The sequence below is a fragment of the Stenotrophomonas sp. Iso1 genome, assembly GCF_027497995.1.
Classification (GTDB): domain Bacteria; phylum Pseudomonadota; class Gammaproteobacteria; order Xanthomonadales; family Xanthomonadaceae; genus Stenotrophomonas.
This window is the reverse complement of record NZ_JAODBT010000001.1, coordinates 1,480,103-1,499,139: the sequence shown is the minus strand read 5'-3', so window position 1 is coordinate 1,499,139 and position 19,037 is coordinate 1,480,103. Positions and strand designations below refer to the sequence as shown.

The following is a 19,037-nucleotide window of genomic DNA, read 5'->3' as shown; positions in this document are numbered from 1 at the left end:
CGGCCAATGGACTCAAACAGCACACTTCGCGATGCGACCACTGCTGACGCTGACGCGCTCAGCGCGTTGGTCACACCGCTGGCCCGGCACCTGCTCGACGCCGCTACCGGCGCCAGTGCCCACGCCTTCCTTGCCACACTTACGCCGGACAGTTTTGCCCAGCGCTTGGCATCACCACAGTTTGTGCATTACCTCGTCCAGGACGATAGCCAGCTGTGCGGCATGATCGCCCTGCGTGACGGCAGCCATATCCACCATCTGTTCGTGAGCCGCAACACGCGGCATCAGGGCATCGCCCGCCGGCTGTGGGAGCACGCATTGCACGTCCACGGTCGCCGCGACTACACGGTCAACTCCTCGGAAGTGGCAGTGCCGGTGTACGAGAAATTCGGCTTCGTTGCCAAAGCAGCGCCGCAGACGGTAAAGGGCGTGCGCTTTGTGTTGATGGAACGGCCGCGTCTGTTGCGGCCGGCAATCCAGAAGCAGTACCTCAACGAACTATTGCCGCAGACCGGCAAGCACTAACGCAACTGGCTGTCCTTGCTGCCACGCCGGTTGTAACCGCTGGCGCTGGCATCTTCGGCATCGTGCGCCTCCTGGCAGACAACGCACAGGCGCACACCCGGCACTGCCTTGCGTCGTGCCTCGGGGATGGGCGCGTCACATTCCTCGCAATGTTCCAGGCTGGGACCGCTGGGCATGCGGCTACGCGCACGCTTGATCGCGTCCCCGACCGTGGCATCAATCTGATCCTGAACAGCGGTGTCGCCTGCCCAACCGGTGGCCATGGCTGAATGCTCCGTAGTAACCGGCATCCAGCCTAGCGCAGTTGCCTGAGTGGCAGGTCAACATTACCGAAACGGCGGGTTACCACATCAGATCGTCAGGCACCTGGAACTGGGCGTAGTAAGCATCATCCTCGGCGTTGCCGGTGGACACGGGGGCATCCTCGCTCTGGCCGTGGTCGAGCACGATCAGCTCGGCGGCACGCGAACGCACCTGCTCGGCGGCCACCCGTGCCAGCAACTCGAAACTGTCGCCGTGGCGCACCACCACCAGCGCACCGTTCGCCAACTGCTTGCGCAGCGCCTCGGTGACCAGCAGCGTGCGAATGATTTCGCCATCATTGAAGCGGTATTCCAGCTCGCCGCCACGTGGCAGTTTGCGGTCGCTGATGATCTGCCGCGCCTGCGCGCGCAGTTCTTCGGCGCGGCGTTGCGCATTGCGCTCGGCGGCCAGCTCGCGGTCCTTGTCGGCCTTCTCGGCGCGCACACGTTCGGCCTCACGCTGGCTTTCGGTGGGCGCCGCCGGGCCCTTGCCATGGCGTGCCTTGACCTGCTCACGGGCCACCTGGGATACCTGGGATTTCTTCACCAGCCCAGCCTTGAGCAACTGTTCCTGCAGCGGATTTGCCTTTGCCATCGTCGTATTCGTGTTCTGTTGCCGATGGCTGCCATGATACCCATCGGCCCCCTACCTCGCCCGCAAATCCGCACAGCCACGATGCAGACCCTGAAGTACCTGAACGGATATCCCGAACCCCTGCAGCAGCGCGCCCGTGAGCTGCTGGCGGAAGGCAAGCTCGGCGAAGCGGTACGCCGCCGCTATGCGCAGCCACACGCAGTGCGCAACGACCGCCAGCTTTATGACTACGTGCAGGCGCTGAAAGACCGCCATCTGCGCCAGTCACAGCCTTTGGGCAAGGTGCTCTACGACGGCAAGCTGCAGGTGGTGAAGCATGCGTTGGGCACACATACGGCCATCTCACGCAACCATGGCGGCAAACTCAAGGCCAGCCGTGAAATCCGTATCGCCAGCGTGTTCCGCGAGGCCCCGGCCGAGTTCCTGCGGATGATCGTGGTGCACGAACTGGCCCACATCAAAGAGGCCGACCACAACAAGGCCTTCTACCAGCTGTGCCTGCACATGGAGCCGGACTACCACCAACTGGAGTTCGATATGCGCCTGTATTTGACCGCGCTGGAACACGAACCGCGCTGAGCCTGCGTTCGCGACCGCGACGCATCGGCGCTACACTCCCCGCCCGCCGTAGAACACCGTATCCATGACCACGCCCATCCGTCTCGACAAGCGCCTGTCCGCGCAGCTGCAATGCTCGCGTGCCCAGGCCCAGCAGTACATTGAAGGCGGCTGGGTGAGCGTGGATGGCGTGGTGGTGGAAACCCCGCAGACCATGGTCACCGAGGAAGTGGTGACCTTGGCTGACAACGCCAATACCGAAGGCGCCGAGCCGGCGACGTTCCTGCTGAACAAGCCCGCCGGAGTCGGCCCAGGAGGGCTGCTGGCGTTGATCGAAGAAGCCAGCCACTTCACCGACTATGCCTCCAGCCAGCAGCACCTGCTGCGCCGCCATTTCCAGCGCCTGGAAGTGCCCATGCCACTGGACGAAGCGGCAAACGGGCTGGTGGTACTGACCCAGGACTGGCGCGTGCGCCGCCACCTGATCGAAACCGGCCCGTCACTGGAACAGGAGTTCATGGTGGACGTGGAAGGCGAACCCAGTCCGTGGGCGATGTCGCGCCTGACCCAGGGCTTGATTTACGAAGGCCGCAGTCTGCAAAGCTGCAAGGTCAGCTGGCAGAGCGAGCAACGCCTGCGTTTTGCCATCAAGGATGTACGCCCAGGCCAGTTGCAGTTCATGTGCAAGGAAGTCGGCCTGCAAGCCACGGCTATCCGCCGGCTGCGTATCGGCCGCATTGGCCTGAGCAAAATGCCCGAAGGCCAGTGGCGCTTTTTGATGCCCAGCCAGAAGTTCTGAGCTACGCGGAAACGTATTACCCGCGTGGTCAGGCAGAGCATCGCGGCACCGTCGGCAACCTGTGGATGCAAACGCAGGGAGTGCACCGCATCCCCGCCTGATCGGCGTTACAGCAAGCGGATCAACGCCGCAGCCACCGCCCCCAGCACCACAACCAGCAGGAAGGGTGCCCGCAACGCCAGCGCCACTGCTGCTACCAGTAACGCACCAATGCGCGCATCAAATGCCAGCCCCTGCCCGGCGGAAAACGCATTCATTGCCGTCAGCGATGCCAGCAAGCCAATGGTCAAGGTACCCGCCACACGGCTCATGCGCGGTGATTCCATCCACCGCAGCGGCACCAGATAGCCGACGAACTTGAGCCCCCAGGCGGCCACGCAGGCCAGCAGAATCCAACCCCAGAGCGTCATCGCGAACCCTCCTTGATGGCGGGTGGCGCTACATCCGGCTCAAGCCCTTCGTCGGCGGGGCCCTGCCCGAACCACCCCCAGACCGCCGCCACCGTCGCTGCCAACAGGATCGGCACACCGGGCGGTAACCACGGCAGCGCCAGCAGAGTCACCAGCGCGCAGACAATGGCGATGGCCACCGGCTCACGCGAGCGCAGGCGCGGCCACAGCAACGCCAGAAAGGCCGCCACCGCTGCGCCATCCAGTCCCCAGCGGCGCGGGTCGCCCAAGGCGTCGCCCAGCAAGGCGCCCACCAAGGTGAAGAAATTCCAGAACAGGTACACGCCGATGCCTGCCACCCAGAAACCCCGCCGTTGCTCGGCCGGCTCGCGCTGACTGGCGGCGGTGGCGGCGGATTCGTCGATGGTGATCTGCGCGGCCAGCGGCCGCAGCCAACCGCGCGGCACCAACATGCGGTTGATCTGTGCGCCGTACACCGCATTGCGGATACCCAGCAGCGTGGCCGCTGTAAATGCCGCACCGCCTGCACCACCGGCAGCAATCACCCCGATGAAGGCGAACTGCGAGCCACCGGTGAACATCAACAAACTCAGCACCGCCGTCTGCGCGACGCTGAACCCCGACGCCACTGCCAGCGCGCCGAAGGAAATGCCATACAAGCCGGTGGCCAGCGCAATCGACAGGCCAATGCGTACCGCGGGTGTGAGCCGCTCGCGCATGCGCATCAGTCCCGCCCGCGCGCCTGTTCGGCGGCAGCAACAAACACCACGTCGGTGGAGGAATTCAACGCGGTTTCGGCCGAGTCCTGCACCACACCCACAATGAAGCCCACCGCTACCACCTGCATCGCCACGTCATTGGAAATACCAAACAAACCGCAGGCCAGTGGAATCAACAGCAACGAACCACCCGGCACACCAGAAGCACCGCAGGCACCGACCGCCGCCAGCACGCTCAACAGCAGCGCAGTCGGCAGGTCCACGGCGATGCCCAACGTGTTGACCGCAGCCAATGTCAGCACCGAAATGGTGATTGCTGCGCCGGCCATGTTGATGGTGGCACCCAACGGGATCGCTACCGAGTAGGTTTCCTCATGCAGGCCCAACTTGCGGCACAACTCCATATTGACCGGAATGTTGGCCGCCGAAGAACGCGTAAAGAACGCGGTGATGCCACTTTCACGCAGACAACGCAGCACCAGCGGATAGGGATTGCGACGCGTCACCAGCGCCACGATCAGCGGATTGCCGACGAACGCCATGAACAGCATCGCGCCGATCAGCACGTACAACAGCTGTAGATAGCCCTTCAGCGCTCCCAGGCCCGATTCAGCCAGCAGCGAGGCAACGATACCGAACACGCCCAACGGTGCCAGCTTGATCACCGCACGCACCACCCACGTGATGGCGTCGGACAGATCACTCACCAGCACGCGGGTGCCGGCGCTGGCATGGCGCAACGCCATGCCCAGACCCACGGCCCAGGCCAGCAGGCCGATGTAGTTGGCGTTGAGCAGCGCATGCACCGGGTTGTCGACGACTTGCATCAGCAGCGTCTTGAGTACTTCGCCGATGCCGCCTGGCGCAGTCATGCCCGCCTCGGCTGCGACTTTCAGGTTCAACATGCTGGGGAACAAGAAGCTGGCGGCCACACCCACCAACGCGGCAGTCAGGGTGCCGATGACATACAGCGCCAGAATGAAGCGGATATTGGTCTTCTGCCCATGCTTGTGGTTGGCGATGGAGGCGGTGACCAGCACCAGCACCAAAATGGGCGCCACTGCCTTGAGCGCGGAAATGAACACCGTGCCGAGCAGCCCCACCGCCGTCGCCCCCTGTGGCCAGGCCATCGCCAGCACAATGCCTGCAACCAGGCCAATGACAATCTGCACCACAAGGCTCGGTGCGCGGAAGGAGGTTGAACGGTCGGTCATTGGCAAGGCCCAGGGAACGCAAACCCCGATTCTCCCCCAGCTCTCCCCCCGCTGACACCTCCGGAACGTCACGGTCGGCCAGATACCCTGACCCGCAACCCAGAACATCGCTAGGATGCGCGCATGGAAACCACCCGCTCCCGTGGCCACAAGCTGCTGCGTCTGTTCGGTTACGTCATCGTCGCGCTGCTGTTGCTGGTCGCCAGCGGCCTGATGTTGGGCGACCACCTCACTCCCAAGGCGCTGGGCACTCCATCGCATGCCTTGCCGGTGCAGCCCGATCAAACCCTGATTGATCGATCACTGGCACCGATGCTGGCAGCGCATCCGGGCGAAAGTGGCGCGTTCTACCTGTCCGAAGGGCTGGAGGCCTATGCCGCGCGCTCGATCGTTACCCGCCAGGCCGGGCGCAGCCTGGACCTGCAGTACTACATGTGGCACGACGACATGGTCGGCCACCTGCTCGCCAACGACGTCTACCAGGCCGCCGAACGCGGCGTGCGGGTGCGTCTACTGCTGGACGACATGAATGCCGCCGGGCTCGATGCACAGATGATGGCGCTGGATACCCATCCCAATATCGAGATCCGCCTGTACAACCCGTTCCGCAATCGCGAAGGCCTGTGGCGTTTGTTGGAAATGGTGCAACGGGCCTTCAGCATCAACTACCGCATGCACAACAAGGCGTGGATCGCCGATGGCCGGGTGGCCATCGTTGGTGGCCGCAACATCGGCGAAGAGTATTTCGACGCACGCCCAGACGTGAATTTCCGCGACCTGGACCTGCTGCTGGCCGGCCCAGTGGCCGCTGATGCCAGCCGGATATTCGACACATTCTGGAACAGCCAGGAGGTCGTGCCCATCGGCGCACTGCAGTACAACACCGCGCAGCAGATGCAGAACTTCATCGACCAAGCCACGGTCGAGGCCCGTGAGCAGGAAGCCGCACCCTATCTGCAACGGGTGCGCGCGCGCATGGACGACGCCTACCTGAGCAACCAGCTGGCACTGCATTGGACCTCGCAGATACATATCCGCTCCGACCCACCCAGCAAGCGCAAGGACGCCGACCCCAGCGACTGGCTGGTCTCGCACCTGGCGCAGGAACTGGGCAGCGCCCGGCACAAATCCCTGCTGATCTCGCCGTACTTCGTGCCCGGTGCAGCAGGCACCAAGGCCCTGATCGGGCAGGTCAAAAGCGGCGTGCAGGTCGGCATCATCACCAACTCGCTGGCGGCCAACGACGTGGCCGCCGTGCACAGCGGCTACATGCACTACCGCAGGCCGCTGCTGGCCGGTGGCGTGCAGTTGTACGAACTCAAATCGCATGGCCACGGCGAGCGCGCATCCACCTTCGGCAGCAGCGGTGCCAGCTTGCATACCAAAGCATTCGTGGTGGATGACCGCCGCGGCTTTGTCGGTTCGTTCAACCTGGATCCACGTTCGGCCTACCTCAACACGGAGATGGGCGTGCTGTTCGACGATCCGGTGCTGGCCGCACGGTTGCGCACCGAATATCTGCGTCTGTCAGATGCCGAACAGAGCTACTGGGTGTATCTGAGCAAGGGCTCGGACCTGCGCTGGCTGGACCGCAGCGCGACGCCGCCCGTCACCTACCGCATCGAGCCGGACACCACTGTGCTGCAACGGGCTACCACCCGCGTGATCAGCTGGTTGCCGCTGGAGTCGCAGCTGTAGCGGCGTGATCGTCGCTTAGCGGTGGTCGTCCGGTGCCTGTCGGTTCACCCGCTTCCACAGCCACACCGCAACATGCGGCGGCAACTGGCTCGACAACGCGGCCAACGCCTGCTCTTCCTGCATTTTCCCGCCGGCATGCAGCATGGCCGCACTGGCCGCCAAACGGCCCACCTGCAGTGAATGCGCCAACCCTGCAGGCGCTTGTGCATCAACATCACGCAGTGCCTGCATGATCGACGGAGCGAGTTTCCAGTGCTCGGCAATACGCACGGCGGTGGGTGCAGTGCAACGCTCCAGTGCCTCCAGCAAGGTACCCGGCTCGCGCGCACGCAGCGGCGACCTTGCCAATACATCGGCGCAAGCCTGCATCACCATTGCGCCACTCAGCCCCAGCAACAGGCCGGCCAACTGGGCAGCAAAGCCATCTTCCTGTTCCATGCTGCGCGCATGGTCAGCAGCGGCCAGTGACAGGACCAGCGTGTAATCCCATAGCTGGCGCGCGAACAAAGCATCCTCGCCACTGGCAGCCTGCATTACCGGCTGCACCAACGCAGCCGAGATGATCTGCCGGATGCCGTCGTTGCCGATCAAGGTCACCGCCCGCTCGATGCGCTGCACATCCTGCCGCTGCAGCCGGTACAGCGGGCTGTTGGCAATGCGCAGCAAGGTCGCGGCAAGCACAGGGTCGCTGCCGATGATGCGCGCGATCGAACGCGAAGAAGCCGCGCTGTCGTTGACGCTCTGGATCAGCTGCGGCAACAGGTTCGGGCGGCGCGGCGTGTAGCGGGAGGAAAGATCGGCGCGCGTCAGCGTGGCGACCACGTCATCGACCACTGCACGCTGCACACGCAAAGGTGCATCGTCAGCAACCGCCAGGGCATGTAAAAGAAAACGCCGCTGCAGGTCCCCCGCCGCTACCGGCGCGATGGCAACCGGCACATCGGTTTCAACCGGCGCCACCTCGCGCAGTCTGCTGGCCGGCGCGGGCGCCTGCACATGACTGCGCAGCCAGAACCAGGCGATGCCGCCCACGATGACTGCCGCCAGGATTGCCGAAAAGATCACCATGCCGAATGTGGAAAAGGCCAATGCGAACCCATGCACTCCATATCGACACGCACCGCCGGTTCTTCAGCCACCCGAGGCGGGCGCAATGTGGTCGTCCCCCGCTGCATTACGGCTTCACCTGCTCCAGGTGCACGCCCATCGGCCCCTGCAGCGAGCCATCCTTATTGACCGTGAAGGCCACCGGCACGCCTTCCGACCCCGGTACGTGCACCGTTACGGTGTCGCCTTCGCGCACGTACTGGGCCTGCTGCGTCTGGCCCAGCACCGATACGGTAGCCTTGCCATCGTCCTCGAAGGTATAGCGCAGCAGCTGCGCCGAATCGCTGTAAATGCCACGCGGGCCTTGGCTGCAGGCAGCCAACAGCATGACCAGGGCGATGATCAGCAATTTCCTCATACGGGCATCTTCCAGAAAGTGCTGCTGTGGCAGCGAAGGCGTTGACCGGTAATTCTGGCATATCGCCATCTACCCGCTGCTTCTATTGGGTTAGGCTGCGGCCACCTCCCTGCCAAGGCTGGCCGCTATGCGACGCACCCTGATGTTGCTGCTTCTGTCCGTGCTGGCCGGCGGCGCCAGCAGTTCCACCATGACCGGCGATCCGGGCGGCCATTTCGTTGCACGCGAAGTGACAGTCGAAGGCCGTCAGTTCCGCTACCAGGTGTTCGTACCCGCTACGCATGTGCCACGTCCACTGTCGGTGCTGCTGTTCCTGCATGGCTCGGGCGAACGCGGCGACGATGGCATCAAGCCCACGCAAGCCGGCGTCGGCCCGTGGATCAAGCAGCACATGGACAGCTTCCCGGCGCTGGTGGTGTTCCCGCAGGTGCCCGATGACGAAGAATGGCGTGGCCGCAACGCCCGTATGGCGCTGGCAGCATTGGACGCGGCGAACGCCGAATTCTCCACCGACCCTGCACGCAATTACATCAGCGGTATCTCCATGGGCGGCTACGGCACCTGGGAGTTGGCATTGACCCGACCAACGCAGTTTGCCGCGGTGATGCCAATCTGCGGCGCGCTGCTGGCCCCACGCGCCGACCGCTCGGGATTGATCGTTGATCACGTGGCAGGCATCGCCGATCCCTACGACGCCGTTGCCTCACGCCTGCATGGCGTGCCGGTATGGATGTTCCATGGCACGCTCGACACGCTGGTACCCACGCGCGATGACCGTGCCATCGCGCAGTCCAGCCAGAAATTACAGGCGGGCTTCCGCTATACCGAGTACCCGGACACCCAGCACAACGCGTGGGATCCGACCTATCGCAACCCCGCTGTTTGGGAATGGCTGTTCGCTCAGCGGCGCCGCTGAAGGCCCCTGTTCAATTGCAACGGGCACCGCTGAATGGCAAAAGGGCGATCACGCTGTCTGCATGATCGCCCTCTTTTTCCCGACAACGGCCCGCCAGCTTCGCTCAGCCAACCCCACGCAGCGCCAGGGTCAGTGCCAGCACACTCAGGATCACCGCGATGGTGCCGTCGAGCACGCGCCAGGTGGACTGCTTGGTGAACAGCGGCGCCAGCAGGCGCGCGCCCAGCCCCTGCGCGGTCAGCCACACGCCACTGGCAGTGATCACACCGGCCGCGAACGCCATGCGTGATTCACCGAAATTCTCGGCGATGGAGCCGATCACCATCATGTCCAGCCAGAAATGTGGGTTGATGATCGAAAAGCCCGCTGCTGCCATCAATGCCGTCCGCAGTGATTGCTCGGCATTGTCATCCAGCTGCATGCCACCACCGCCCACCATCGCCCGCCGCGCCGACAGCACGGCATAGCAACTCAGGAAGGCCACGCCACCCCACAGCAGCACCGTGGTCAGCCACGGCACCTGCTCGGTGAGCGTGCGCAACCCAGTCACGCTGGCCAGGATGAAGACCGCGTCGATGGCAAAACAGGTGGCGATGATCGGGATCACGTGCTGGCGCATGATGCCTTGGCGCAGGATGAACGCACTCTGCGCGCCAACGATGGCAAACAGACCAATACCGATACCGGCACCACTGAGCCAGGCACTACCTGCAGCCTGCGCGGAAACAACGGAAAACATGGGGGAACTGCCTTTACTTGAGGGGAAGGCCTGCGGGAGAAAGCACCGCAGCGACCGGATGCGGCAATTGTCGCAGCGCAACATTGAAAAGTAGAGCTAAACTTTGTTAACCATCATTAGCAAAACTTAATTCATGCGCATTGACCACTCGCAACTACGGGCACTGGCGGCAGTGATCCGCGAAGGCAGCTTCGAGCGCGCCGCGCTGTCGCTGAACGTCACCGCCTCGGCCATCTCCCAGAGGATCAAGGCGCTGGAGGACCGGGTCGGCAAACTGCTGGTCAAACGCAGCATCCCCACCGAGGCCACACTGGAAGGCCAGGTGCTGGTGCAGTTGGCGGAGCAGACCGCCCTGCTGGAGCGTGATGCGTTCGAGCGCATCGGTATTTCCGACGCTGAGCTGCCGCGCGCCAGCATTGCGGTGGCGGTCAACCACGACAGCATGGAAACCTGGTTTCCCGAGGCAGTGCAGACCTTCTCGCAATCCACCAGCACCACGCTGGACCTGCATACCGAAGACCAGGACCACACCGTCGCCCTGTTGCGGCAAGGCGCCGTACTGGGGGCGGTCACCACCCTTTCCGAACCGGTACAGGGTTGCCAGATCCACGCGCTGGGCAGCATCCGCTACGCCGCCACCTGCACCCCGGAATTTCACGCACGCTATTTCGCCAAGGGCGTGAACGCCCAAGCGTTGACCCTGGCGCCGGTACTGGTGTTCAACCGCAAGGATGACCTGCAGGCCCGCTATGCACGACGTATCGCCGGCATCGACCAGCCATTGAACGCGCCCACCTGGTGGATTCCCTCCACCCGCGCCTTTGTCCACGCCAATCTCGGCGGCCTGGGCTGGACCATGAACCCGTTGCCGCTGGTGCGCCGCCATCTTGAAAGCGGTCGCTTGGTCTACGTGAAAGCCCGCGCCTGGGAAGACGTGCCGCTGTACTGGCAGCACTGGAAGGGGGAAGTGAAAACCATGGCGCTGCTGACCCGCGCCATCCTGCAGGCCTCAACCATGCTGGTGCGCACCCGCAAGTGATGCAACGGCGATGCTGCACTGCAAGTTTCCCCATTGGACAGTGCCGCGCCGCCGCCCGTGGCCGGATGCTGGCAGGACCATCAGGACTCACCTGCCCGGAGCTGCCGCATGTCGATCATCCGATCCGTCCCCGTTGTTGCTTCATGGTTTCTCGGTACCGTTGCTGTTCCAGTTGCAGGCGCGCTCGCGCTTTTGCTTCCCACGGATGCCGCCGCGTTGGATTGCGGCAGCAACAACGGCTACACCTGCACGGGCGCCGCTAGCCAATACGCAGGTGGTTTCAATCCCGGCGTCGGCCAGGGCGGTTTCGGCGGTGGCAATTGCACTGCAACCAAGACCCCGGTGGTGTTCATTCCAGGCAACGGCGACAGCGCCATCAGCTTCGACATGCCCGCCAGTGCAGTCAGCGGCTACAGCACGCCCCCTCGCTCCACCTATGCCGAACTCAAGGCGGCCGGTTACAACGACTGCGAACTTTTCGGTATCACTTACCTGAGCGCCAGCGAGCGCGCCGCGCCGCAGAACAACTACCACTCGCCGGCTACTTACCAGGTCATCAAGACCTTCATCGACAAGGTGAAGGCCTATACCGGTAAGAGCCAAGTGGATCTGGTGACTCATTCGTTGGGGTCGACGATGGCGCTGGCGACGATCAAGTACCACGGCAACCAAAGCAGCGTCCGGCGTTTCATCAACATCGCCGGCGGCCTACGCGGGCTGCAGACTTGCCGCAGCACCGGCTATCAATCGGCATTGGCACCCACCTGCAACGCCGAGGCCTATGTCTACCCGTACAACTACTACACGTTTGGCCTGTACCCGAGTACCGGCGTGACCTTCTACGGCTACAACCGCTGGACCGGTAGCGGCTCGGGCAGTCTGCGTACGTTCCCGGCCACCTATACCGGTATCCGCTTCTATACGATCACCGCCGGCCTCCGCGACCAGGTGCATTGCTTCACCACCAGCTACAGCGCTGGCTGCGGCGACGGAGCATTGTTCAACAGCGCCACCAATGTTTACGCACAGGTGGATGTGGGTGCAGGCAGCAGTGCCTACAGCTTCGATTGGGATTGGAGCGACGGCAGCCCTTATAACTTTGGTGGCGGCGATACCAGCAATGGCGTCGGCCATTTCCGCTCGAAGAACAACAGCGGCATCATCGTCCGCAACATGCTCACCAGCGACTGCACCAACAACTGTGCCGCCGGCTACAGCGGCGTGTACGGCCCTGCAGTCAATCGCTGAGCAACGGAATCAATCGAAGTACAAGGCCAGCCCCACCCCGCCCTGCCAATCGGTGGTTTCAGCATCCAGTCCGCGCAGAAACGAGGCGTCCAATTGCAGGCGCGGCGTGGCCATCCAGGTCACGCCTGCGCCGGCCGCGCGCATGTATTGCACGCCAGTGCCGTAGCCCCCTTCCACATAGCCTGAAACGTCTTCTCCCAATGGAAAGCCATAGCTTGGGGAGAACAACCACCCGCCGCCGTTGTCACCCCATTGCCGGTCTGCATAGAACGCCAGGCTGGTATCGGCCGGCAGTGCCCAAGCCAAGGTGACACCAAGGTCATAATCGTGGCCGCCATCACCCAACGGTGCGCGGTCCCACGGCAGCGTCGCGCCGCCTTTGACAGCCAGCGAGAACTGCTCGCTGCGCAGTGCCGGCGCCCATTTCAGCGCGATGCTGCCATCCCCGCCGCCGGTGTCGCTCTCGCGAATGCCCGCGCCACGCACGCGCAGGCCGCCCCAGGTGTCGGCACCCAGCTGTAGCTCCGTGGTTGCGGATAAACCCAGCCGTAGCAAGGTGTCAGCTGTCCAGGCCGTCGTGGTGATTCCATCGCGGCGGTCGCGGCTGCCATCAGGCAACCCCTGTTCCCAGACGAAGACGCCCTTGCCCACGGTGCTCGTGGAAAAGCCAATGCCGGGGCGGTCGTACTCGGGGGCGTCGCCTGCCCATGCACTCATGCTGGCCGAGGCCAGGATCGTGAACATCATCAATCGTCGTCTCATGTACTGATGCTCACATGCGGGTGCGCGGTGGTTGTGTGAAGTTGGGGGAGGGTTGTTGTCCCATCTCGGGTTGCTCATGAAAAGAAGAAGCATGCCCTCATCCGCCCTTCGGGCACCTTCTTCCGCTTGCGGGAGGAGGGAGTACTCAATTCTGTTCTCTGCGATTGGCTTTATCGAACGATGAAAGTTCGCGTACAAGCCCTCGCTATACGCTGGCCAACTTTGGCTTTGCTGTGGCTTTGCTGTGGCTGTGGCTGTGGCTTTGCTGTGACAATTGCCCTGCCCTATCCCTTCTCCCGCTTGGCGGGAGAAGGTGCCCGAAGGGCGGATGAGGGCCGCCGTTCCGCTTCTGCAATACCTAACCAAACAACAATCACCCTCAACCGTTGCTCAAAGCAAACTCCAGCGCACCAATCACCGCGGCCACCTGCGCGTCATTGCACTGCTGCGGGGTAGCTTTAGGGCTGTCCGGATACACCTCGGTGGTGGTGGTGTAGCGCGCGCCGCTGACGCTGGCGCACAGCCCCAATGCCTTGAGCGGATACTCGATCACCCCCAGCGCGACAACCGGCGAACCAATGATTTCCCCGCGCGCATCAGCAGGCGCAAGATGGGTGACCTTGACCACCTCGGCATTCACTGCCTGCTGAAACACCGGCTGGCGGTTTTCGCTGTCGTCCACCAGATAGAAACCATCGGGAATTTCGCCCGGTTCAAACGGCTTGCCATCGCGCGCGGCCAATGCCGGGCGGAATTCGCTTTCGTCGGTGTCGGTGGTTTCGTGCAGATCGATATGCATCACGATCTGGCCCTTCAACGGCGCCACCAGTGCCATCAACGCGGCCGACTCCGGTGCAGGGCTGTTCTGCACAAACGAACGGTTCGGGTCCAACGCCAATGCGTTCCAACGCTGCACACGCTCATAGCCCCACGGGCTAACGCACGGCACGACCAGCAGATTGCACCTGTCGGCATAGTCCGCCGCATGTTGATCAATGAACTGCAGCGCGCCCTGCACGCCGCTGGTTTCATAGCCGTGCACGCCGCCAGTGACCAGCATCACCGGCAAAGCATCGTTCCAGTTACGACTGCGCACTGCCAACAATGGATAGCGGCCACTGGGGTAATCCAGCTCGCCGTACTGCGTCACGTCAAAACGCTCACGCAGTGCATCGATCTTCGCCACGACTTCATCTGCATGGCTACGCTGCACCACTTGGCGTTGCAACCACTGCGCACGTTCCGACGCACCCCAAGGCTGGCCGGGCGTACCCACGGGATAGAAAGCGGTAACAGTATTCATGCGGAACCTCGTTGAAAATGGCGGTCAGGCGCGAACTCTACACCCAAGCCGCGCCGCGTTCAGTTGCCGAAAGCCATGCAGAATGAACCCCACTTCAACCTGGGAGCCGGGCTTTCACTTCCGGTTCGCCCACATGCGCGCAGGGTTGACACACGGGACTACTCGTCCCCGTTACCAACACGCACAAGGAGCAGATCATGCGCACTTTCCACAGCAAACTTGCGACTACTTTTGTCGGATTGGGAATGCTGTTCGCCGCCAGTGCCCAGGCTCAAACCTACGGCCCGCGTGATGAAGGCCGCCGCTTCAACGACGGCAGTCGGGTGGAGTGCCGCAAGGTTGAAGTGGCCAACAATGCCCGCGACCAGAACCGTGTCGCCGGCACCGCCACCGGTGCGGTGGTCGGCGGCCTGCTCGGCAATCAGGTCGGCAAGGGCAACGGCCGCAAGGTTGCCACTGCGGCGGGCGCGGTGGCAGGTGGCTTGGTGGGCCGCAACGTCCAGGGCCGCAACCAGGAGCGCAACGGCCAGCGTGTCATCGAGACACGCTGTGAGCGCGTTTACCGCTGAACCCCCGCACGTTTAAAGCACAAAGGCCCCGTCGGGGCCTTTGTCGTTCTACGCGAGCGGCAAGCGTCAGGACTTGCCCTCCAACATCGCTGCGATCTCAGCGTCCTTCTGCACCCACAGACTGTTCATCCATTGCTGGAACTGCGCACGATAGGTGCGGTCGTCCTGGTAGTTGCCGCCTACCAGTTCAGCGGGGATCGGCAGCTTGCGCACCAGCACCCTGACTTCGGGCAGGCGGTTGGCCATCAGGTCGATCATCGACGGAATGCCCTTCGGATAAACGATGGTCACATCCAACAGCGCGTGCAGGCCCTTGCCCATCGCATCAAGCACAAACGCCACACCACCCGACTTGGGCTTGAGCAGGTATTTGAAGGGCGAGCCCTGCCCGTCATGCTTTTCCTGGGTGAAGCGCGTGCCTTCGACAAAATTCATCACCGCCACCGGGATGCTGTTGAATTTTTCGCAGGCCTTGCGGGTGACTTCCATATCGCGGCGCCCCAGTTCCGGGTTCTTGACGATCTGCTTGCGCGTGTAGCGACCCATGAACGGGAAATCCAGCGCCCACCATGCCAGACCCAGCATCGGCACCCAAAACAGCGAACGCTTCAGGAAAAACCGCAGCAGCGGGATGCGCCGGTTGAACACCTTCTGCAGCACCAGGATGTCCACCCAGCTCTGGTGGTTGGCCAGCACCAGGTAGTGGCCATCGCGATCAAGGTCGGCCAGCCCGCTGACCTCAAAACGCGTGCGGGTGAACAACTGGATCAAGGCGCTGTTCACGCCGATCCAGCTTTCCGCCAAACCGGTCAGCAGCGGATTGCAGGCCCGGCGCACTGCCTGAAACGGCAGCGCTGCCTTCACCAGCGCGACAACGAACAACGGCAGGCAATGCACCACCGTGTTGATGGCAACCAGCGGAAGAACCAGAGCGACACGCAACCACACCATAGAAATACCGGGGACTAGTCCGAAAGAGGGACAGGGTAGCAAAGAGCGGGAGAGAGTGAAGCGGCCTGAGAAGTGTGTAAAGACGGAAGCAGCCCCGGCTTGCTGACCGCGTGCTGCTCCTTACGCGGGAGAGCCAGCTGACCCGGCGGTTGTGCTTGGCCGTTCCGCCCGCCCCTCTCGCGCCCCCGTTTTCCCGCGCCCACGAAAAAGGCCACCTCGCGGTGGCCTTTTTCTACTGCAGGAACGAACTGATTGCTCAGCCCATCATGTGGTAGTTCATGTTCCACATGACCCACAGCGTGCCCAGCACGATGATGCCGATCACCACGAGAGTGAACAGGCCAGCGCTGACGTTCCAACGCTGTGCCGAGGAGCGATCCAGGTGCAGGAAGAACACCAGGTGCACCAGCAGCTGCAGGATGCCAGCGACTACGATCACCGCACCTGTGGCAAAGCTTGAGGACAGGCCGCCACTCATCACCACCCAGAACGGGATGATGGTGAGCACCGCTGCCAGCAGGAAGCCAACCAGGTAGGACTTGACGCTGCCGTGGCTCTCGCCACCGGCACCGTGTGCATGATTGTCATGTGCGGACATTACATAGCTCCCGACAGGTAGACGACAGAGAACACGCCGATCCAGACCAGATCCAGGAAGTGCCAGAACAGGCTCAGGCACGCCATGCGGGTCTTGTTGCGCGGGGTCAGGCCGTCGTTCTTGAGCTGGATCAGCATCACCAGCAGCCACAACATGCCGGCACTGACGTGCAGACCATGGGTACCGACCAGAGCAAAGAATGCCGACAGGAAGGCACTCTTGTCCGGGCCGTGACCCTGATGGATCAGATGGTTGAACTCCCAGATTTCCATGCCCATGAAGCCGGCACCCAGCAGCCAGGTAACGGCCAGCCAGAAGAACATCAAGCCCTTCTTGGACTGATGCAGAGCAATCATGCCCAAGCCGAAGGTCAGCGAGGAAACCAGCAGCAGTGCGGTTTCCCATGCGACGAAGGACAGGTCGAACAAGTCCTTCGCGGCCGGGCCACCGTTGGTGCCACCGGACAACACCACGTAGGTGACGAACAGTGTGGCGAAGATGAGCAGATCGCTCATCAGGTACACCCAGAAACCGAAGACGGTGTTCTCGCCGGCGTCGTGATGCTCGTGGTCATGCCCATGGTCGGCCGCGTGGGCCGAGCCGTGGGTCATCGTGTGGGCGTTGTGGCTCATGCCTTCACCTCGGTCTTCACCAGGCCCTGGGCAACCAGGTGCTTGCGGTGTTCATTCTCGATACGTTCGACTTCAGCGGCCGGCACCCAGTAATCCACGTCCTTGTCGAAGGTGCGGTAGATGAAGGTGCCGATCATGCCGACCAGGCCAATGATGGCGAACACCCACATGTGCCACACCATCGCAAAGCCCAGCACCAGGCTGAAGGCACCGATGACCACACCGGTACCGGTGTTCTTGGGCATGTGGATGTCGCTGTACTTGGCCGGTTTGACCCAGGCTTCACCACGCTGCTTGCGCTGCCAGAAATCGTCCAGTTCCTCGCCCTTCGGCAGGACAGCGAAGTTGTAGAACTGCACCGGAGAAGCGGTTTCCCACTCCAGCGTACGGGCATCCCACGGATCGCCGGTCAGGTCAGCATTCTTCTTGCGGTCGCGGATGGACACAGCGATCTGGATCACCTGGCACAGGATGCCGAAGGCAATGATCGCGGCGCCGACAGCGGCAACGATGAAGAACGGCTGGTACTCCATGTTCGGGTAGCTCTGCAGGCGACGGGTGGCGCCCATGAAGCCCAGTGCGTACAGCGGCATGAAGGCCACATAGAAGCCGATGAACCAGCCCCAGAACGCACGCTTGCCCCAGGTTTCATCCAGCTTGAAGCCGAACATCTTCGGCCACCAGTAGGTGATACCCGCGAACATGCCGAACACCACGCCGCCAATGATGACGTTGTGGAAGTGGGCAATCAGGAACAGCGAGTTGTGCAGCACGAAGTCAATGGCCGGAATCGCCAGCATCACGCCGGTCATGCCGCCGATGGTGAAGGTGACCATGAAGCCAATCGTCCACAACACCGGGGAGGTGAAGTGCACGCGACCGCGGTACATCGTGAACAGCCAGTTGAAGATCTTCACGCCAGTGGGGATGGAGATGATCATCGTCGTGATGCCAAAGAAGGCATTGACGTTGGCACCCGAACCCATGGTGAAGAAGTGGTGCAGCCACACCAGGAACGACAACACACCAATGGCACAGGTCGCATAGACCATGCCCTTGTAGCCGAACAGCGTCTTGCGCGAGAACGTGGCAATGACTTCAGAGAACACGCCAAATGCCGGCAACACCAGGATATAGACTTCCGGGTGACCCCAGATCCAGATCAGGTTGATGTACAGCATGGCGTTGCCGCCGCCATCGTTGGTGAAGAAATGCGTGCCCAGGTAACGGTCCAGGGTCAGCAGCACCAGCGTGATCGTCAGCACCGGGAAGGCGGCGATGATCAACAGGTTGGTGACCAGTGCGGTCCAGCTGAACACCGGCATCTTCATCAGCGGCATACCCGGGGTACGCATCTTGAGGATGGTGATGAAGAAGTTGATACCGCTCAGCGTGGTACCCAGACCTGCAACCTGCAGCGCCCAGATGTAGTAATCCATACCGACGCTTGGGCTGTACTCCAACCCCGACAACGGCGGGAACGCCAGCCAGCCGGTCGCGGCGAATTCACCAATCCACAGCGAGATCATCATCAGGGCGGTGCCTGCGACGAACAGCCAGAAGCTCAGTGAGTTCAGGAACGGATAGGCAACGTCACGTGCACCGATCTGCAGCGGCACCACCAGGTTCATCAAACCGGTAATCAGCGGCATGGCCACGAAGAAGATCATGATCACGCCGTGCGCGGTGAAGATCTGATCGTAGTGGTGTGGCGGCAGATAGCCTTCAGCACCGCCAGCGGCCATCGCCTGCTGGGCACGCATCATGATCGCGTCGGAGAAGCCGCGCAGCAGCATCACGAACGCCACGATCAGGTACATCGCGCCGATCTTCTTGTGGTCCACCGAGGTGAACCACTCTTTCCACAGGTAGCCCCACAGTTTGAACTTGGTGATGGCCGCAACAACGGCCAGACCACCGAGCATCGCGCCGATCAGCGTGGTGAGCACGATGGGATCGTGCGGCAGTGAATCAAGAGAGAGTTTTCCAAGCATC

General features: G+C 62.6%; 22 protein-coding genes. 8 read left to right on the top strand and 14 right to left on the bottom strand.

Features of this window, described 5'->3' with window-relative positions:
- Positions 1 to 6 precede the first annotated feature (6 nt).
- Positions 7 to 525, top strand: a complete 519-nt coding sequence (locus PAN08_RS06485; protein ID WP_269790647.1) for a GNAT family N-acetyltransferase — start codon at positions 7 to 9, stop codon at positions 523 to 525.
- On the opposite strand, the gene PAN08_RS06480 is transcribed toward PAN08_RS06485, so the two are convergent.
- Complete coding sequence (locus PAN08_RS06480) at positions 522 to 788, bottom strand: DksA/TraR family C4-type zinc finger protein (protein WP_269790646.1); 267 nt, start codon at positions 786 to 788, stop codon at positions 522 to 524. The genes PAN08_RS06485 and PAN08_RS06480 overlap by 4 nt on opposite strands.
- Before the next feature lie 79 nt (positions 789 to 867).
- The gene (locus tag PAN08_RS06475) at positions 868 to 1,422 is read right to left on the bottom strand and encodes a DUF2058 domain-containing protein (RefSeq protein ID WP_269790645.1); all 555 of its coding nucleotides are present in this window, start codon (positions 1,420 to 1,422) and stop codon (positions 868 to 870) included.
- 81 nt (positions 1,423 to 1,503) lie between these two features.
- Here PAN08_RS06475 and PAN08_RS06470 point away from each other — a divergent pair, with 81 nt between their 5' ends.
- Positions 1,504 to 2,001, top strand: a complete 498-nt coding sequence (locus tag PAN08_RS06470; RefSeq protein WP_269790644.1) for a YgjP-like metallopeptidase domain-containing protein — start codon at positions 1,504 to 1,506, stop codon at positions 1,999 to 2,001.
- Between the two features lie 64 nt (positions 2,002 to 2,065).
- Positions 2,066 to 2,779: an RNA pseudouridine synthase gene (locus tag PAN08_RS06465; protein ID WP_269790643.1), complete on the top strand. Its 714-nt coding sequence runs from the start codon at positions 2,066 to 2,068 to the stop codon at positions 2,777 to 2,779.
- 107 nt (positions 2,780 to 2,886) lie between these two features.
- On the opposite strand, the gene PAN08_RS06460 is transcribed toward PAN08_RS06465, so the two are convergent.
- Genes PAN08_RS06460 through sstT form a run of 3 tightly spaced genes read right to left on the bottom strand, consistent with a single transcriptional unit; the run spans position 2,887 to position 5,122 of the window.
- Positions 2,887 to 3,189 (bottom strand): AzlD domain-containing protein, encoded by a 303-nt coding sequence (locus PAN08_RS06460; protein ID WP_269790642.1) that lies wholly within the window; start codon positions 3,187 to 3,189, stop codon positions 2,887 to 2,889.
- Positions 3,186 to 3,908 carry an AzlC family ABC transporter permease gene (locus PAN08_RS06455; protein ID WP_269790641.1) on the bottom strand — a complete coding sequence of 241 codons (723 nt, stop codon included), beginning with the start codon at positions 3,906 to 3,908 and terminating at the stop codon, positions 3,186 to 3,188. Before PAN08_RS06455 ends, PAN08_RS06460 begins: the two co-directional genes overlap by 4 nt.
- A gap of 5 nt (positions 3,909 to 3,913) precedes the next feature.
- The gene (gene sstT, locus PAN08_RS06450; protein ID WP_269790640.1) at positions 3,914 to 5,122 is read right to left on the bottom strand and encodes a serine/threonine transporter SstT; all 1,209 of its coding nucleotides are present in this window, start codon (positions 5,120 to 5,122) and stop codon (positions 3,914 to 3,916) included.
- Between the two features lie 123 nt (positions 5,123 to 5,245).
- Here sstT and PAN08_RS06445 point away from each other — a divergent pair, with 123 nt between their 5' ends.
- A complete protein-coding gene (locus PAN08_RS06445; protein WP_269790639.1) occupies positions 5,246 to 6,820 on the top strand; it encodes a phospholipase D family protein in 1,575 nt (524 codons plus the stop codon).
- 15 nt (positions 6,821 to 6,835) lie between these two features.
- Here PAN08_RS06445 and PAN08_RS06440 read toward each other — a convergent pair whose 3' ends face one another.
- Positions 6,836 to 7,909 (bottom strand): HDOD domain-containing protein, encoded by a 1,074-nt coding sequence (locus PAN08_RS06440; RefSeq protein WP_269790638.1) that lies wholly within the window; start codon positions 7,907 to 7,909, stop codon positions 6,836 to 6,838.
- Positions 7,910 to 7,994: 85 nt separating this feature from the next.
- A complete protein-coding gene (locus PAN08_RS06435; RefSeq protein WP_269790637.1) occupies positions 7,995 to 8,285 on the bottom strand; it encodes a hypothetical protein in 291 nt (96 codons plus the stop codon).
- Between the two features lie 127 nt (positions 8,286 to 8,412).
- Between PAN08_RS06435 and PAN08_RS06430 the strand changes: the two genes are divergently transcribed.
- Positions 8,413 to 9,201 carry an alpha/beta hydrolase-fold protein gene (locus PAN08_RS06430; protein ID WP_269790636.1) on the top strand — a complete coding sequence of 263 codons (789 nt, stop codon included), beginning with the start codon at positions 8,413 to 8,415 and terminating at the stop codon, positions 9,199 to 9,201.
- A gap of 103 nt (positions 9,202 to 9,304) precedes the next feature.
- Here PAN08_RS06430 and PAN08_RS06425 read toward each other — a convergent pair whose 3' ends face one another.
- Positions 9,305 to 9,940, bottom strand: a complete 636-nt coding sequence (locus PAN08_RS06425) for a LysE family transporter (RefSeq protein ID WP_269790635.1) — start codon at positions 9,938 to 9,940, stop codon at positions 9,305 to 9,307.
- A gap of 133 nt (positions 9,941 to 10,073) precedes the next feature.
- On the opposite strand from PAN08_RS06425, the gene PAN08_RS06420 reads away from it, so the two are divergent.
- Positions 10,074 to 10,979, top strand: coding sequence for a LysR family transcriptional regulator ArgP (locus PAN08_RS06420; protein ID WP_269790634.1), 906 nt, complete (start codon positions 10,074 to 10,076; stop codon positions 10,977 to 10,979).
- A gap of 108 nt (positions 10,980 to 11,087) precedes the next feature.
- The gene (locus PAN08_RS06415; protein WP_269790633.1) at positions 11,088 to 12,227 is read left to right on the top strand and encodes a hypothetical protein; all 1,140 of its coding nucleotides are present in this window, start codon (positions 11,088 to 11,090) and stop codon (positions 12,225 to 12,227) included.
- A 9-nt stretch (positions 12,228 to 12,236) separates the two neighbouring features.
- On the opposite strand, the gene PAN08_RS06410 is transcribed toward PAN08_RS06415, so the two are convergent.
- Together PAN08_RS06410 and PAN08_RS06405 are read right to left on the bottom strand one after the other, a co-directional pair.
- Positions 12,237 to 12,989 carry a transporter gene (locus PAN08_RS06410; protein WP_269790632.1) on the bottom strand — a complete coding sequence of 251 codons (753 nt, stop codon included), beginning with the start codon at positions 12,987 to 12,989 and terminating at the stop codon, positions 12,237 to 12,239.
- A 379-nt stretch (positions 12,990 to 13,368) separates the two neighbouring features.
- Positions 13,369 to 14,292, bottom strand: coding sequence for a M14 family metallocarboxypeptidase (locus tag PAN08_RS06405; RefSeq protein WP_269790631.1), 924 nt, complete (start codon positions 14,290 to 14,292; stop codon positions 13,369 to 13,371).
- A gap of 197 nt (positions 14,293 to 14,489) precedes the next feature.
- Between PAN08_RS06405 and PAN08_RS06400 the strand changes: the two genes are divergently transcribed.
- The gene (locus PAN08_RS06400; protein WP_269790630.1) at positions 14,490 to 14,861 is read left to right on the top strand and encodes a glycine zipper 2TM domain-containing protein; all 372 of its coding nucleotides are present in this window, start codon (positions 14,490 to 14,492) and stop codon (positions 14,859 to 14,861) included.
- 66 nt (positions 14,862 to 14,927) lie between these two features.
- On the opposite strand, the gene PAN08_RS06395 is transcribed toward PAN08_RS06400, so the two are convergent.
- The 4 genes from PAN08_RS06395 to cyoB all read right to left on the bottom strand — a co-directional run bounded on the left by PAN08_RS06395 (position 14,928) and on the right by cyoB (position 19,036).
- Positions 14,928 to 15,812: an acyltransferase gene (locus PAN08_RS06395; RefSeq protein WP_269790629.1), complete on the bottom strand. Its 885-nt coding sequence runs from the start codon at positions 15,810 to 15,812 to the stop codon at positions 14,928 to 14,930.
- Between the two features lie 256 nt (positions 15,813 to 16,068).
- A complete protein-coding gene (gene cyoD, locus PAN08_RS06390) occupies positions 16,069 to 16,410 on the bottom strand; it encodes a cytochrome o ubiquinol oxidase subunit IV (protein ID WP_057634501.1) in 342 nt (113 codons plus the stop codon).
- Entirely contained in the window at positions 16,410 to 17,042 is a 633-nt protein-coding gene (cyoC, locus tag PAN08_RS06385; RefSeq protein WP_269790628.1) for a cytochrome o ubiquinol oxidase subunit III, read from the bottom strand. Before cyoC ends, cyoD begins: the two co-directional genes overlap by 1 nt.
- Entirely contained in the window at positions 17,039 to 19,036 is a 1,998-nt protein-coding gene (cyoB, locus tag PAN08_RS06380; protein WP_269790627.1) for a cytochrome o ubiquinol oxidase subunit I, read from the bottom strand. Before cyoB ends, cyoC begins: the two co-directional genes overlap by 4 nt.
- Position 19,037 lies beyond the last annotated feature (1 nt).